Origin of the sequence: Pseudomonas sp. ACN5 (genome assembly GCF_002303975.1) — a bacterium.
In the GTDB taxonomy this organism is placed as follows: domain Bacteria; phylum Pseudomonadota; class Gammaproteobacteria; order Pseudomonadales; family Pseudomonadaceae; genus Aquipseudomonas; species Aquipseudomonas laurylsulfatiphila.
In genome coordinates, this window is record NZ_MRCP01000019.1 from 85195 (window position 1) to 99508 (window position 14314).

11 protein-coding genes are annotated in these 14314 nt (G+C 60.9%); 5 read left to right on the forward strand and 6 right to left on the reverse strand.

The window, feature by feature from the left end; translation table 11 throughout:
• Position 1 precedes the first annotated feature (1 nt).
• From BSF40_RS27410 to BSF40_RS27420, 3 genes are all read right to left on the reverse strand, one after another.
• Positions 2 to 892, reverse strand: coding sequence for an SMP-30/gluconolactonase/LRE family protein (locus tag BSF40_RS27410; protein ID WP_095967650.1), 891 nt, complete (start codon positions 890 to 892; stop codon positions 2 to 4).
• 52 nt (positions 893 to 944) lie between these two features.
• Positions 945 to 1769, reverse strand: coding sequence for an NAD(P)-dependent oxidoreductase (locus tag BSF40_RS27415; protein WP_095967651.1), 825 nt, complete (start codon positions 1767 to 1769; stop codon positions 945 to 947).
• Positions 1770 to 2031: 262 nt separating this feature from the next.
• Positions 2032 to 3327: an OprD family porin gene (locus BSF40_RS27420; protein WP_095967652.1), complete on the reverse strand. Its 1296-nt coding sequence runs from the start codon at positions 3325 to 3327 to the stop codon at positions 2032 to 2034.
• A gap of 233 nt (positions 3328 to 3560) precedes the next feature.
• On the opposite strand from BSF40_RS27420, the gene BSF40_RS27425 reads away from it, so the two are divergent.
• Positions 3561 to 4181, forward strand: coding sequence for a TetR/AcrR family transcriptional regulator (locus BSF40_RS27425; protein ID WP_095967653.1), 621 nt, complete (start codon positions 3561 to 3563; stop codon positions 4179 to 4181).
• Between the two features lie 124 nt (positions 4182 to 4305).
• Here the strand turns inward: BSF40_RS27425 and preA are convergent, their stop codons facing one another.
• The 3 genes from preA to hydA form a co-directional block, all read right to left on the reverse strand.
• Entirely contained in the window at positions 4306 to 5580 is a 1275-nt protein-coding gene (preA, locus tag BSF40_RS27430; protein WP_007988216.1) for an NAD-dependent dihydropyrimidine dehydrogenase subunit PreA, read from the reverse strand.
• The gene (locus tag BSF40_RS27435; RefSeq protein ID WP_095967654.1) at positions 5581 to 6948 is read right to left on the reverse strand and encodes an NAD(P)-dependent oxidoreductase; all 1368 of its coding nucleotides are present in this window, start codon (positions 6946 to 6948) and stop codon (positions 5581 to 5583) included.
• Positions 6949 to 7109: 161 nt separating this feature from the next.
• The gene (hydA, locus tag BSF40_RS27440; protein WP_095967655.1) at positions 7110 to 8549 is read right to left on the reverse strand and encodes a dihydropyrimidinase; all 1440 of its coding nucleotides are present in this window, start codon (positions 8547 to 8549) and stop codon (positions 7110 to 7112) included.
• 543 nt (positions 8550 to 9092) lie between these two features.
• On the opposite strand from hydA, the gene BSF40_RS27445 reads away from it, so the two are divergent.
• From BSF40_RS27445 to BSF40_RS27460, 4 genes are all read left to right on the forward strand, one after another.
• On the forward strand, positions 9093 to 10577 hold the full coding sequence (locus BSF40_RS27445; RefSeq protein ID WP_095967656.1) for an NCS1 family nucleobase:cation symporter-1: 1485 nt from the start codon (positions 9093 to 9095) through the stop codon (positions 10575 to 10577).
• A 142-nt stretch (positions 10578 to 10719) separates the two neighbouring features.
• Positions 10720 to 12003, forward strand: a complete 1284-nt coding sequence (locus tag BSF40_RS27450; protein ID WP_095967657.1) for a Zn-dependent hydrolase — start codon at positions 10720 to 10722, stop codon at positions 12001 to 12003.
• 193 nt (positions 12004 to 12196) lie between these two features.
• Positions 12197 to 13693: a helix-turn-helix transcriptional regulator gene (locus BSF40_RS27455; protein ID WP_095967658.1), complete on the forward strand. Its 1497-nt coding sequence runs from the start codon at positions 12197 to 12199 to the stop codon at positions 13691 to 13693.
• Between the two features lie 178 nt (positions 13694 to 13871).
• Positions 13872 to 14123, forward strand: coding sequence for a DUF1652 domain-containing protein (locus tag BSF40_RS27460; protein WP_095967659.1), 252 nt, complete (start codon positions 13872 to 13874; stop codon positions 14121 to 14123).
• Positions 14124 to 14314 lie beyond the last annotated feature (191 nt).

The window sequence follows — 14314 nt, forward strand, 5'->3', positions numbered from 1 at the left end:
ATCACTGATCCTGAAATCGCGGTTCCGGCAATCCCTTCACGCCAGGATCGAGCGCGAACACGCCCCCGGCCAGTGACTGCGGGTCATGGTCGTCGCCGGGGCGGATTGAGGTCACGAACAGCGTGTCCAGTCGAGGGCCACCGAAGGCGCACATGGTGGGTTTTTTCACCGGTACGGCCAGGGAACGGTCAAGTCGGCCATCGGGGGTAAAACGGTGGATCAAGCCGGCGTCGTTGGCGCAAATCCAGTAGCAGCCATCGGCGTCCACCGCTGCACCGTCGGGTCGGCCATCGTGCCGGTTCATGTCAACGAACACGCGGCGGTTGGAAGGGGTGCCGGTTTCGGTGTCGTAGTCGAAGGCCCAGATCTGCTGGATCTGCGGATGGGAGTCGGACAGGTACATCGTGCGCCCGTCCGGGCTGAAGCCCAGGCCGTTGGGCACGATGAACCCACTCAGCCGGGAATCGAGCGGCCCGCGTTGTCCGGTGCTGTAGCGGTACAACGTGCCGTTGGCGGCGTTGGCGCCCATGTTCAGCACCATGCTGCCGGCCCAGAAGCGTCCCTGACGATCGCAGCGGCCGTCGTTCAGGCGCATATCGGCGCGGGCATGGTCGACGTGGGCCAAGGGTTCACTGTCGAGGCTGCCGTCGTTGCGCGGATGCAAACGGAAGAACCCGCTTTCCATGCCGGCGACCCAGCCGCCGTCGGCATGAGGCGCGATGCAAGCGAGCATCTGCGGGGTTTTCCAGGTAGCCACCTGCCCGGTGTCGGCACTCCAGCGCTGTAAACCGCCGGCGGGAATATCGACCCAGTACAGAGCGCTTTCCTCAGGCACCCAGACCGGGCTTTCGCCGACTGCGTTACGGGCGTCGACAATCAATTCGGCTTGCATGGCAACTCATTCCCTTGGTTTTTGTTGTGGGGATCAAGCGGGGCGCGAAGGTTCAGTCACCGAACGGGCCGGCTACGCAAAAGGCGCCGCCCTGGTACAGCCGCGCCGGATCATCGGCGGCAGGCATCGGCTGGGCTTCGATTTTTTCGCGGAACTGTTCGGAGCTGTCCTGCGCGACAAAACCCAGGGCCGTAGCGTAGCGGTTGTCCCACCAGACGTCCTTGTTGTCGGACACGCCGTAGACCACGGTGTGGCCGACGTTCGGGGTGTACAAGGCGCGTTCGAGCAGTTGCGTCAGGTCGCCGAAACTCAACCAGGTGCTCATCATCCGCCGGTTGTGCGGCTCGGGGAATGAGGAGCCGATGCGCACGCTGACGGTCTCGATGCCATAGCGGTCGAAGTAGAACGTGGCCATGTCCTCGCCATAGGACTTGGACAGGCCGTAGTAGCTGTCGGGGCGGCGAGGGGAGTGGGCGTCGATGACTTCGTCCTGCCGGTAGAAGCCGATCACATGGTTGGAACTGGCGAAGATCACCCGCTTCACCCCATGGCGGCGCGCGGCTTCGTAGATGTGGAACACGCCACAGATGTTGGCGCCGAGGATCTGTTCGAACGAGTGCTCGGTCGACACGCCGCCGAAGTGCAGGATCGCGTCTACGCCTTCGACCAGTTGATGCACCGCTTGCTTGTCGGCGAGGTCGCACGGCATCACTTCTTCGCGATCATCGATGGCGGGCGCGATGTCGGCGATGTCCGACAGGCGAATGACATTGGCGTAAGGGCGCAGGCTTTCGCGCAGGACTTTGCCGAGGCCACCGGCGGCGCCGGTCAGCAGCAGGCGGTTGAAAGGGGGGCGGGCGGTTGCTGTGGTCGTCATGGGAATCCTGGGTGCGCTGTTATTGGTTTGTTGTAGGTTGTCGTATGACTTGGTTGAAGTATCGTTAGGCTTTCCGGCTCTTGTCAACGCGGCATTGGTGGAAATTGACGGAGGGTCGTCCTGTCTTGTCCTGTCCGTCCTGTGGGAGCGAGCTTGCTCGCGATGAACCTGAGAACGCCACGGGGTATCAGGTTTCCAGCGTTATCGTTGACGACCATCGCGAGCAAGCTCGCTCCTACAGGGGGGGATTTGATCCCGGGATTTACAACAACGAAATCGGATAGCTGATGAAAATGCGGTTTTCATCGAATTCGTTGGTGCTGAAACTCTTGCGGATACTCGCGTTACGCCATTTCACGTTGAGGTTTTTCAGCGCACCGCTTTGCACCGTGTAGGCCAGTTCGGATTCGCGGCCCCATTCCTTGCCATCGGTGATCGCGCCGGTGTGCACGTTGTCACCGCTGATGTAGCGGTTCATCAGGGTCAGGCCGGGAATGCCGAGGGCGACGAAGTTGTAGTCGTGGCGCACCTGCCAGGACTTTTCCCGGGCGTTGTCATAGCTGGAGTTGTAGCTGTCGTTGGCCAGGGTGCCGCCGCTGGTGCCGTTGACCCGCATCCACACGTCGTCGCCGGTGAGTTTTTGCAGGCCGACATAGAAGGTGTTGCCGCCATATTTGGCCGAGAGCAGGGCAAACGCGGTCTTGTTGTCGAGGTCACCGGCCTTGGCGCTGCCGTCTTCCTTGCCGATGAAATAGCCCAGGTTGGCGCCCAGGGTCCAGTCGCCGACGGGTTGGCTGTGGGTCAGGTTGAAGTATTGCTGCTGGTAAATGTCGCTGAGTTCCGAGTACCAGACGCCGACCTGCGTGCGCTTTTCATTGAACGCGTATTCACCGCCGCCGAAGTTGAAACGGTCGGAGCTGAACGCCGTTTTACCGTTCATGAACATGTCTTCCATGCTCGCGTCATTGCGCGGGCTGTTTTTCTGGAATTGACCGCCATACAGTGTCAGGCCGCTGATTTCGGTGGACGTCACCTGGGCGCCCTGGAAGGTCTGCGGCAGCGAACGACCGTCGTCGGAACGCAGGATCGGCAGCACCGGCATCCATTCGCCGACCTTCAATTCGGTTTTCGAAATCTTGCCTTTGAGCGCCACGCCCAGGCGGCCGAAGTTGTCGGCGGGGCGGCCGTCGTCGTGGATCGGCAACAGTTGCGTACCGCCAGTACCCTTGCCGCCATCGAGCTTCTGCGAATACAGGCCCAGTACGTCTAAACCGAAGCCCACGGTGCCCTGGGTGACCCCGGACCTGGCATCGAGTATGAAGTTTTGCGTCCACTCCTCAGCCTTGCCCTGGGGGTAGGCCGGGTTGGTGTAGTTGCGGTTGATGTAGGCGTTGCGCAGGTTCAGCGTGGCCTTGGCGTCGTCGGTGAAACCTGCGGCCTGGCCGGTGATGGGCAAGGCGAAGGCCAGCCCGCTGCAACCGATCAGGCTCAGGGTATGACGACGAGAAGGGTATGCACGCGAAGAACGGGCGGACGAATTGCGGACGAGCTTGCTCACTGTGACGCTCCCTTGTTTCTTGTTTTTATAGTTGTCATACGTCGTCGTACAACATTGCGAGCGATATTTGCGGGATTTTTGGGGGTTGTCAATCGGAAGTTATACGATGACTTGTGGCGGGGTGGATTAGACGTTCAGCTTTCTGACTGCGGCTGTACGAAGATTCGTTTTCCCCTGTCGCCGCAGTCCAGAGCGGATGCTAGTCTTGCTCAACGCTGTTGTCGGGGACCCGCATGGGCAATCACAAGATCGAGATTCGTCGCAGTAACGTCGAAAAAATCCTGCTGGGGGCGGAAAAGGTCTTCGCTGAAAAGGGCTTCGGCAGCACGGCCATGGCCGACATCGCCGCTGAAGTGCAACTGCCGCGTTCCAACCTGCATTACTACTTCAGCACCAAGACCGAACTGTACAGCGCGGTGCTGTTCGATTTGCTGGAAGTCTGGAAGCAGGACGCGCTGTGCTTCGAGATGTTCGACGACCCGCGCGTGGTGCTCAGCAGCTACATCCGCGCCAAGATGAACCATTCCCGCAGCCGGCCTTATGGTTCGAAAGTCTGGGCCAACGAAATCATCCACGGCGCACCGACCCTCGGCGCAGCGCTCGATGCGAGCCTGTACGACTGGGCCAAGATGAAGGAAGCGAAAATCCGCCAGTGGGTGGACGACAAACGCATCCTGCCGGTGGAGCCGTCGAGCCTGCTGTACATGATCTGGGCCTCGACCCAGCACTATGCCGACTTCGATCACCAGGTGAATATTCTCAACGACCACCAGCCGCTGTCGGACATGCAATTTGAAAAAGCAGTGCAGACGGTGACCCGTGTGATTTTGCGGGGGATCGGGTTGGAGCCTTGAGGTTTATGTTGACTGTGCCGGCCTCTTCGCGAGCAAGCCCGCTCCCACAGGGGATCTCGGTGTTTATGCGATCCCTGTGGGAGCGGGCTTGCTCGCGAAGGCGCCAGATCAGGCGCCGCAGATTTCAAGGGCTGACGTGATACGGATTCCTCGGATCATGATTCCAGTCCAGGAACGGCTTGCCAGTCTCCACCGGCACCATCTCGATACAGTCCTGCACCGGGCAGGTGATCTGGCACAGGTTGCAGCCCACGCACTCCTCATCGATCACCTGGTACTTGTGCGTGCCATCCGCTTGCTTGAGGCTGGCCACGGCCTGGTGCGAGGTGTCCTCACAGGCAATGTGGCAACGACCACAGCCGATGCACGCCTCCTGGTCGATTTTCGCGATCACCTGGTAGTTGATGTCCAGGTACTTCCAGTCCGTGGTGTTGCCCACCGCGCGCCCGGAAAATTCCGCGACGCTGGCGTAGCCCTGACTGTCCATCCAGCGTGACAAGCCGTCCTTCATGTCTTCGACAATCCGGAAGCCATGCAGCATCGCCGCCGTGCACACCTGCACCGCGCCGCTGCCCAACGCGATGAATTCCGCAGCGTCGCGCCAGTTGCCGATGCCGCCGATGCCGCTGATTGGCAAGCCTTGGGTCTGCGGGTCACGGGCGATTTCGGCGACCATGTTCAAGGCAATCGGCTTGACGGCCGAGCCACAGTAACCGCCGTGGGTGCTCTGGCTGCCGACCATGGGATTGGCGACCATGCGCTCGAGGTTGACGCTGGTGATCGAGTTGATCGTGTTGATCAGCGACACCGCATCGGCACCGCCACGGTGGGCCGCGCGGGCGGCGACGCGGATGTCGGTGATGTTCGGTGTGAGCTTGACGATCACCGGCAGCGAGCAATAGGTCTTGCACCAGCGGGTGACCTGTTCCACGTATTCCGGTACCTGGCCGACCGCGGCGCCCATGCCGCGTTCCGGCATGCCGTGGGGGCAACCGAAGTTCAGTTCGATGCCGTCGGCGCCAGTGGCTTCCACCAGCGGCAGGATGTGTTTCCAGGATTCCTCGACGCAGGGCACCATCAAGGACACGATCAGCGCGCGGTCCGGCCAGTCCTTTTTGACCTGGGTGATTTCCCGCAGGTTGATCTCCAGCGAGCGGTCGGTGATCAGTTCGATGTTGTTAAAGCCAAGCACCTCCCTGTTCGCCCCGAAGTGCGCCGAGTAGCGCGACGACACGTTGACCGCCGCCGGATCTTCCCCCAGGGTTTTCCAGACCACGCCGCCCCAGCCGGCCTCGAAGGCGCGGACCACGTTATAGGCTTTGTCGGTGGGTGGCGCGGAGGCCAGCCAGAACGGATTGGGTGCCTTGATGCCGGCGAAGACAATCGACAGATCGGCCATTTACGCAGCCTCCACGTTGAGCATCAGTTGAGTGTTGATCGCCTCGGCGGCGCGCTTGCCATGCTGCACCGCTTGCACGGTGAGGTCTTGATCGAGGCTCGTGCAGTCACCGCCGGCATACACGCCGGGGATGCTGGTGCGCAGTTGTTCATCGACGGCGATGCGCTCGCCATGGCGCTTGAGTTCGCGCGCCAGCGGATCGGCGAGGGCATCGCTGTCGAAGGCCTGGCCAATGGCCTTGAAGATCGCGTCGGCGGCCAGTTCGAAGGTTTCACCGGTTGATTGCAGGCGACCTTCGACCAGATGGGTGCGGGCGAAACGCATGCCGCGCACCCGGCCGTGGTCATCGAGCAGCACCTCTTCAGGTTGCGCCCAGGTCATCAGCCGCACCTGATTGGCTTTGGCAATCTCCTGTTCGTGATGGGTGGCGCCCATGTCTTCAGCGCCGCGCCGGTACACCAGGTTCACGTCACGGGCGCCGAGACGGGCCATTTGCACGGCCATGTCGATGGCGGTGTTGCCCGCGCCGAGGACGATGCAATGGTCGGCCAGGGGCAATTGGCTCAGGTCATCGGCCTGGCGCAGTTCGCGGATGTAGTCGGTGGCGGCGAGCAGGCCGGGCGCGTCTTCGTGGGCCAGGCCCAGTTGTTTGCTGGCGTTGAGCCCGAGGCCGAGGAACACCGCATCGAACTGTTGATGCAGTTCGCTGAGGGTCAGGTTGTCCCCGAGCTTGTGCCCGTGGCGGATTTCGATTCCGCCGATTTCCAGCAGGAACTCAAGCTCCCGTTGCGCGTAGTCGTCCACCAGTTTGTATTTGGCGATCCCGTATTCATTGAGGCCGCCCGCTTTTTCCCGCGCCTCGAAAATCACCACGTCATGCCCGTGCATGGCGCTGCGGTGGGCGCAGGACAACCCGGCCGGACCTGCGCCCACCACGGCGATGCGTTTGCCGGTGGCGGCAGCACGCGGGAACGGGTGAGTGCTGAAGTGGGCGTTGTCCACGGCGTAGCGCTGCAACAGGCCGATCATGACCGGCGCGCATTCGTGGGCGTTGTTGCGCACGCAGGCTTGCTGGCAAAGGATTTCCGTCGGGCACACCCGGGCGCAACTGCCACCGAGGATGTTGGCCGAGAGGATCTTCTGCGCGGCGCCTTGCACGTTGTCCTGCTGGATATTGCGGATGAACGAGGGGATGTCGATTTCGCTCGGGCAGGCATTCACGCAGGGCGCGTCGTAGCAATACAGGCAGCGCGAAGCTTCCAGGTGCGCCTGGCGCTCGTTGAGCGGCGGCGCCAGATCGGTGAAATGGCCGGCGAGGGCGGCCGCATTCTCAACGGGATGCGGAAGGTGGTCCAGGGTCTTGATCACGGTGTTGGCCTCACGGTTATTTGAGGTGCTGCCTCTGAATGGGCATTGTTTTTTTGTTGTCTGTACCGACCTCTTCGCGAGCAAGCCCGCTCCCACAGGGATCTCGGGTGTCCACAAAACCTGTGGGAGCGGGCTTGCCCGCGATAGGCCGAAGGCCGCTCTCAGCGTTTCACTGCAACCGGCTGATTCAACTCTGCCCGCTTGCTCAGCAAATCAAACACCGCCGGGTACGCCGGCCGTTCGATGTAGCGCCCGGCGCCACGCTCGGCCCGCAGGTCGCCGTCGGCCCAGACCACCCGGCCCTGGCTGATGGTGTGACTGGGCACACCGCGCACGGTCTTGCCTTCGAAGATGTTGAAGTCCACCTGCTGATGGTGGGTCTTGGCGGAAATGGTCCGCGTGCCGTGCGGGTCCCACAGCACCAGGTCGGCATCGGCGCCGACGCGAATCGCGCCTTTGCGTGGGTAGAGGTTGAAGATCTTCGCGGTGTTGGTGGACGTCAGCGCGACGAATTGCTGCATCGAAAAGCGTCCGCTGTTCACCCCTTCATCCCACAACACCGCCATGCGGTCTTCGATGCCGGCGGTACCGTTGGGGATCTTGCTGAAGTCGTCGCGGCCTGCGGCTTTTTGCTCGGCGCAGAAGCAGCAGTGGTCGGTGGCGGTGGTGTGCAGGTTGCCCGATTGCAGGCCATGCCAGAGCGCCTCTTGATGACCGCGAGGGCGGAACGGCGGGCTCATCACGTAACCGGCGGCGGTTTGCCAGTCCGGATCACGGTAGACACTGTCATCCAGCAGCAGGTGCCCGGCCAGCACTTCGCCGTAGACCGGCTGGCCCTTGCCCCGGGCGTAGGTGATTTCGTCGAGGGCTTCCTTGGTCGAGACGTGTACCAGATACAGCGGCGTACCCAGGGTTTCGGCGATGCGGATCGCCCGGCTCGCGGCCTCGCCTTCAACCTGTGATGGCCGCGATAGCGGATGCGCTTCCGGCCCGGTGATGCCCTGGGCCATCAGCTTGCGTTGCAGGTGATAGACCAGTTCGCCGTTTTCCGCATGCACGGTCGGCACCGCGCCCAGTTCCAGGCAGCGTTCGAAGCTCGCCACCAGGGTGTCATCGGCGGCCATGATCGCGTTCTTGTAGGCCATGAAGTGCTTGAAGCTGTTGACGCCGTGCTGGCTGACCAGTTCGGCCATTTCCTCGCGGACCTGTTCGCTCCACCAGGTGATGGCGACGTGAAAACCGTAGTCCGACGCCGACTTCTCGGCCCAGCCGCGCCATTGATGGAAGGCTTCAAGCAAGGATTGCTGCGGATTGGGAATCACGAAGTCGATGATCGAGGTGGTGCCGCCGGCCAGTCCCGCCGCCGTGCCACTGTAGAAGTCTTCGCTGGCCACCGTGCCCATAAAGGGCAGTTGCATGTGGGTGTGCGGGTCGATACCGCCGGGCATCAGGTATTGGCCGCTGCCGTCGAGCACCTCGGCGCCTGCAGGGATATCGAGGTTTTCGCCGATGGCCTTGATCACGCCGTCTGCGCAATACACATCGGCGCGATAACTTTCATCATGGGTAATAACGGTGGCGCCACGAATCAACAGAGACATTCCGAGTTCCTCGCAGGCAATGACCGGCTTGTGCCGGCTCTAGATGTTTTATATGACGCCAGCGTCAACAGGTGTATTCCTGTCAGTGCTGTCAGGATTAAACGCTAGCTGCAGTTATTCGAATCGGCAAGAATATTTTTTATAAGCTTATACAGTTATTAACTGATTGAAATTTAATGACTTAATATAAGAATCACCAAAATGGTGAGCGATCTCACCATTTTGACGCACTTGACAGGATCGAAAAATAGTCAAGATTTCTTATGTGAAATCAGCTGTTTGAGTATGGTCTATGGTTGATGCGCAGCCATTGAAAAAAAGATCAACGCACCAGTTTGAGTCCTGACTGTCCGGACAATTTGCCTGGCCTTCGGCCTGAGTGGCCTGACAAATAGTCGAGTCAGCGAATAAAACCGATAAACATCAGTGGGTTGCAATGTGTTTATGGAACTGCCCGATGCGTAATCGGGGTGCCCGGCACGTTTATTGATGCCGCCAGCCCCCGATGAGCAAAAAAATAATTCAAAGAACAGTGGAGCGGCCATGCAACAGATCAGATCGCAAGTGACCGAGCGCGACGGCTTGTTCGAGCTGGAAGCCGGCAGCGATGTACTCGACAGTCCCCGTTACAACCACGACATTGCACCGACCAAGGTGCGCGAACGCACCTGGAACAAATGGCACATCACCGCGCTGTGGGTGGGCATGGCGATCTGCGTGCCGACCTACACCCTCGGTGGCGTGTTGACCGCGTACTTCGGCCTGACGGTCGGTGAAGCGCTTCTGGCGATTCTGTTTGCCAACATCATTGTGCTGATTCCCCTGACCCTGAACGCCTTTCCCGGCACCAAGTACGGCATTCCCTTTCCGGTGTTGCTGCGCTCGTCCTTCGGCGTGCTCGGTTCCAATATTCCGTGCCTGATCCGCGCCCTGGTGGCGTGCGGCTGGTTCGGCATCCAGACCATGTTCGGCGGGCTGGCGATTCACCTGTTCCTCGGTTCGGTGTTCGAGGGCTGGAAATCCCTGGGCGGCACCGGCGAGGTCATCGGCTTCATGGTGTTCTGGGCGCTGAACCTGTGGGTGGTGATACGCGGCGCCGAGTCGATCAAATGGCTGGAAACCCTGTCTGCACCGCTGTTGGTACTGGTGGGCGTAGGGCTGCTGGTCTGGGCCATGCCGAACGTGTCGATGACCGAGTTGCTGGCGATTCCGGCCAAGCGTCCCGAAGGCGCCGGGGTGGCCAGTTACTTCGCCGCCGGGCTGACCGCGATGGTCGGCTTCTGGGCCACGCTGTCACTGAACATTCCGGACTTCAGCCGCTACGCGAAAAGCCAGAAGGATCAGATTGTCGGGCAGATCATCGGCCTGCCGCTGACCATGTTCCTGTTTGCTTCCCTGGGTGTGGTGATGACCGCGGCCTCGGTGAAACTGGTGGGCGTGACGGTATCCGATCCGGTGACCCTGATCGGCCATATCCAGAGCCCGGTGTGGGTCGCACTGGCCATGGCGCTGATCATCATCGCCACGCTGTCGACCAATACCGCAGCCAATATCGTGTCGCCGACCAATGACTTCCAGAACATCGCCCCCAAGGTGATCAACCGCACCAACGCCGTGCTGCTGACCGGGTTCGTCGGCTTGGCGTTGATGGCCCATGAGTTGTTGAAAAAACTCGGCCTGATCGTGTCCGACCTCAGCCTGGAAACGGTCTATTCCAACTGGTTGCTCGGCTATTCCAGCCTGCTCGGGCCGATCGCCGGGATCATGGTGGTGGACTATTTCCTGATCAAGAAACAGCAACTGGACCTTGCCGGCCTGTACCGCGATGACGTGTATCCGGCGTGGAACTGGAGCGGGTTCATTGCGTTTGGCGTGCCGGTGGTGTTGACGCTGCTGTCGCTTGGCAGCGATGTCTTCAGCTGGTTCTACAGCTACGGCTGGTTCACCGGCTCGGCGTTGGGTGGGGTTATTTATTACGGGTTGAGTGTGATGCGGCCCAGCGCATCTGTCGCGAAATCTGCGGTGTAGCGGCTGGCCTCTTCGCGAGCAAGCCCGCTCCCACATTTGGAATGCATTCCCCCTGTGGGAGCGGGCTTGCTCGCGAAGGCGGCCGCACAATCACCAACGAATTGCCTGAAGAAACACACAAGAACAGCCAGAGGAGATCATCATGAACGCGGCCGTCGACGTTCTGCAGTCCAGCCATCAACACATCAACCGCGACCGCCTGTGGCAGTCGCTCATGGAACTGGCCAAACTCGGCGCCACGGTCAAGGGGGGCGTGTGTCGCCTGGCCCTGACCGATCTCGATCGCCAGGCTCGGGACATCTTCGTCAAATGGTGTGTCGATGCCGGCTGCACCGTCAGCATCGACGCTGTCGGCAACATCTTCGCCCGTCGCCCCGGGCGCAATCCCGACCTGCCACCGGTGATGACCGGTAGCCATATCGACACCCAGCCCACCGGTGGCAAGTTCGATGGCTGCTTCGGTGTGTTGGCGGGCGTCGAGGTGCTGCGCACCCTCAATGACCTGAACATCGAAACCGAAGCACCGCTGGAGGTGGTGGTCTGGACCAACGAAGAAGGCTCGCGCTTTGCCCCGTGCATGATGGGTTCCGGTGTGTTCGCGGAAAAATTCACCCTCGAAGAAACCCTGGCCAAGGTCGATGCCGATGGCGTGACTGTGGGTGACGCGTTGAATGCCATAGGCTACGCCGGCCCGCGTAAAGTCAGTGGCCACAAAGTCGGGGCCTATTTCGAAGCCCATATCGAGCAAGGCCCGATCCTGGAAGACGAACGCAAGACCATTGGCGTGGTCATGGGCGCGCTCGGGCAGAAGTGGTTCGACCTGAAACTGCGTGGCGTCGAAGCCCACGCCGGCCCGACCCCGATGCACCTGCGCAAGGACGCCTTGGTCGGCGCCGCGGTGATCGTCGGTGCGCTCAACCGCGCCGCCCTCAGCCATCAACCCCATGCCTGTGGCACCGTCGGTTGCCTGCAAGCCTATCCCGGCTCGCGCAACGTCATTCCCGGCGAAGTGCGCATGACCCTGGACTTCCGCCACCTGGAACCTGCACGCCTGGACTCGATGATCGCCGAAGTGCGCGAAGTCATCGAAAACACCTGCGACGAACACGGCCTGACCTTCGAACTCACCCCGACTGCCGACTTCCCGCCGCTGTACTTCGACAAGGGTTGCGTCGAGGCGGTGCGCGGTGCCGCCCAAGGCCTGGGCCTGTCGCACATGGACATCGTCAGCGGAGCAGGGCACGACGCGATCTTCCTCGCCGAGCTCGGTCCGGCCGGGATGATCTTTGTGCCCTGCGAAGGCGGTATCAGCCACAACGAAATCGAAAACGCCGCGCCGGATGATCTGGCGGCCGGGTGTGCGGTGTTGTTGCGGGCGATGCTGGCGGCTTCCGAGGCCATCGCGAAGGGGAAACTGGCGGCTTGAAGATCAAAAGATCGCAACACCCAACCGGTTCATCATGCGTAATCCGGACAAATTGCCAGGGCTGGAGGCATCGTTGAATCTGTACTAGTCAAACGGCCGCCCGGAGCAGGCTCGCTCCCACAAGGTTGCTTTGCACTATTGCAAGCCCGGGCGGTCGTATTCTCCACAGGGTCGCCATTCTTGTGGAGATGCGATGAGCCAGGACGTCCTGAGCACGGAAACCAATCGCCGCCAGTTGCAGCAGATCATCGCCGGTCTGTCCGACGGGGTTATTCTGCTCGATCCCGACCAGAGCATCCTGTGGGCCAACGAGGCGGCGCTGGCCATGCACGGTGTTTCGCAAGTCAGCGACCTGGGTGCCACTGCCGCGGCGTATGCCAAACGCTTCGCCTTGCGCTATCGCAACAAGCACGGGTTGGCCGTCGACAGCTACCCGATCAGCCGGGTCGCGCGCGGCGAGACGTTCAGCGATGTGCTGGTGGAAGTGACGCCGGCGGCGGACCAGGCGCGTACCTGGGTCCATCGCGTGCGCAGCCTGGTATTGGCCGACAGCCGTGGCGACCCGGAATCTCTGGTGTTGATCATGGACGATGTCACCGATTGGGCCAGCGCCGAGCAGCGTTTTGAAAAAACCTTCACGGCCAATCCGGCACCGGCGGTGATTTGTCGGCTCAGTGATTTGCGCTACATCAAGGTCAACCCGGGGTTCCTCGAAATGACCGGTTACTCCCGTGAACAGGTGATCGGCACTTCGACCTATGAGCTGGACGTGCTGGACCAGGCCGAGCACAAAGAACTGGCCAGGCAGCGTCTATGCGAAGGGGCGACCATTCCCCAGATGCAGGCCGAGTTGCGCTTGGCCGACGGTGGTCGCAAGCAAGTCATCGTGGCCGGTCAGCCGCTGGAGCTCAACGACGAAGCCTGCATGCTGTTTTCCTTTGTCGACATGGAACTCCGGCACAAGGCTGAAATCGCCCTGCGCCAAAGCGAAGAACGTTTCGCCAAGGCCTTTCGCCTGTCGCCGGTGCCGATACTGGTATGCGGCGCGGCGGATCAGTTGGTGCTGGATGTCAACGAAGCCTTCCTTGATACCCTGGGTTATCCCGGTGAAGAGGTGCGTGGGATCGGCATAACGCAGATCGACTTCTTCGAAGACCGGCACGCATGCCTCCAGCTGTTCACCGCCCTGGAGAAAACCGGCAGACTGGACTGCATCGATGTACGTGTGCGTAGAAAAGACGCCGGGCTGATCGATTGCACGGTGTCAGCGGACACCGTGAACATTCAGGGCATGCCCTGTTATCTGTTGGTGTTGATGGACATCACCGAGCGCAAGCGCACCGAGCTGGAGCTGGTGGCGGCCATCGAGGAAGTGATGAAGGACGCCTCCTGGTTCAGCCGCACGCTGATCGAAAAACTGGCCAACGTAAAAAGCGTGAATTCGCCGAAGTTGCCCAGCGCGGCCCTCACCGAGCTGACCGCCCGTGAGCGCGATGTGCTGGGCCTGATTTGCGAAGGCCTGGCCGACAAGGAAATCGCCGCGCGCCTGAAGCTGGCGCCGAACACGGTGCGCAACCATGCGGCTGCGGTGTATTCCAAGCTCGACATACACAGTCGCAGCGAGGCGATTGTCTGGGCGCGGGAGCGGGGGCTGTTCTCCAGCGAGTGGCGGCCCAAGGGGCAGCGTTAAAGTGCAATTGCACTAAGGCGCCGGGTGCAAATGCATGTGTCGACCTGCCGTGGTGGCTCTTAGGCTGGGGATGCAGCAGGCCACTTGAAGTCACTTGCGCGCCCTCTGCGTAAACCGCCAAAAGGAATAGCCCCATGAACCCGTTACACCCTGCATCAAGCCGCCAGGGTCCGTCGCAATGATTACGCTGGCGCAGTTGAGGATGCTGATCGAACACAGTTTTTCACCCTTGGCCTGTGAATGCAGTATCACCGGCGAACACTGGCTGACCGTCAAGCTCTATCACCCGGTGTCGGGTCAGGTGGACCTGGTGGTCAGTGGCCTGAACATGAGCACGCTACAAACAGCAGAGTCGGTCGCTTCGCTGATCGAAGAATTGCGCTATGAACTGCAGTGCAATTCCCTGCAACGCCCTGACCCGGTGATGTAAGAACTGCCAGCTTTTTGCTGGCATTGGCCACTGGCTGGGCCATAAGTGATTCGCAAATATTTATTTTTGTGACAGGTGTATGGATTTTGCGCGCCGGTTTTGTTGTCACAAAAATGTGTCGATCACTTATCGCGGGTCAACCTATGAAAACTCTTGGGAAACGCGTTATCTCACCCTTGTCGCTGGCATTG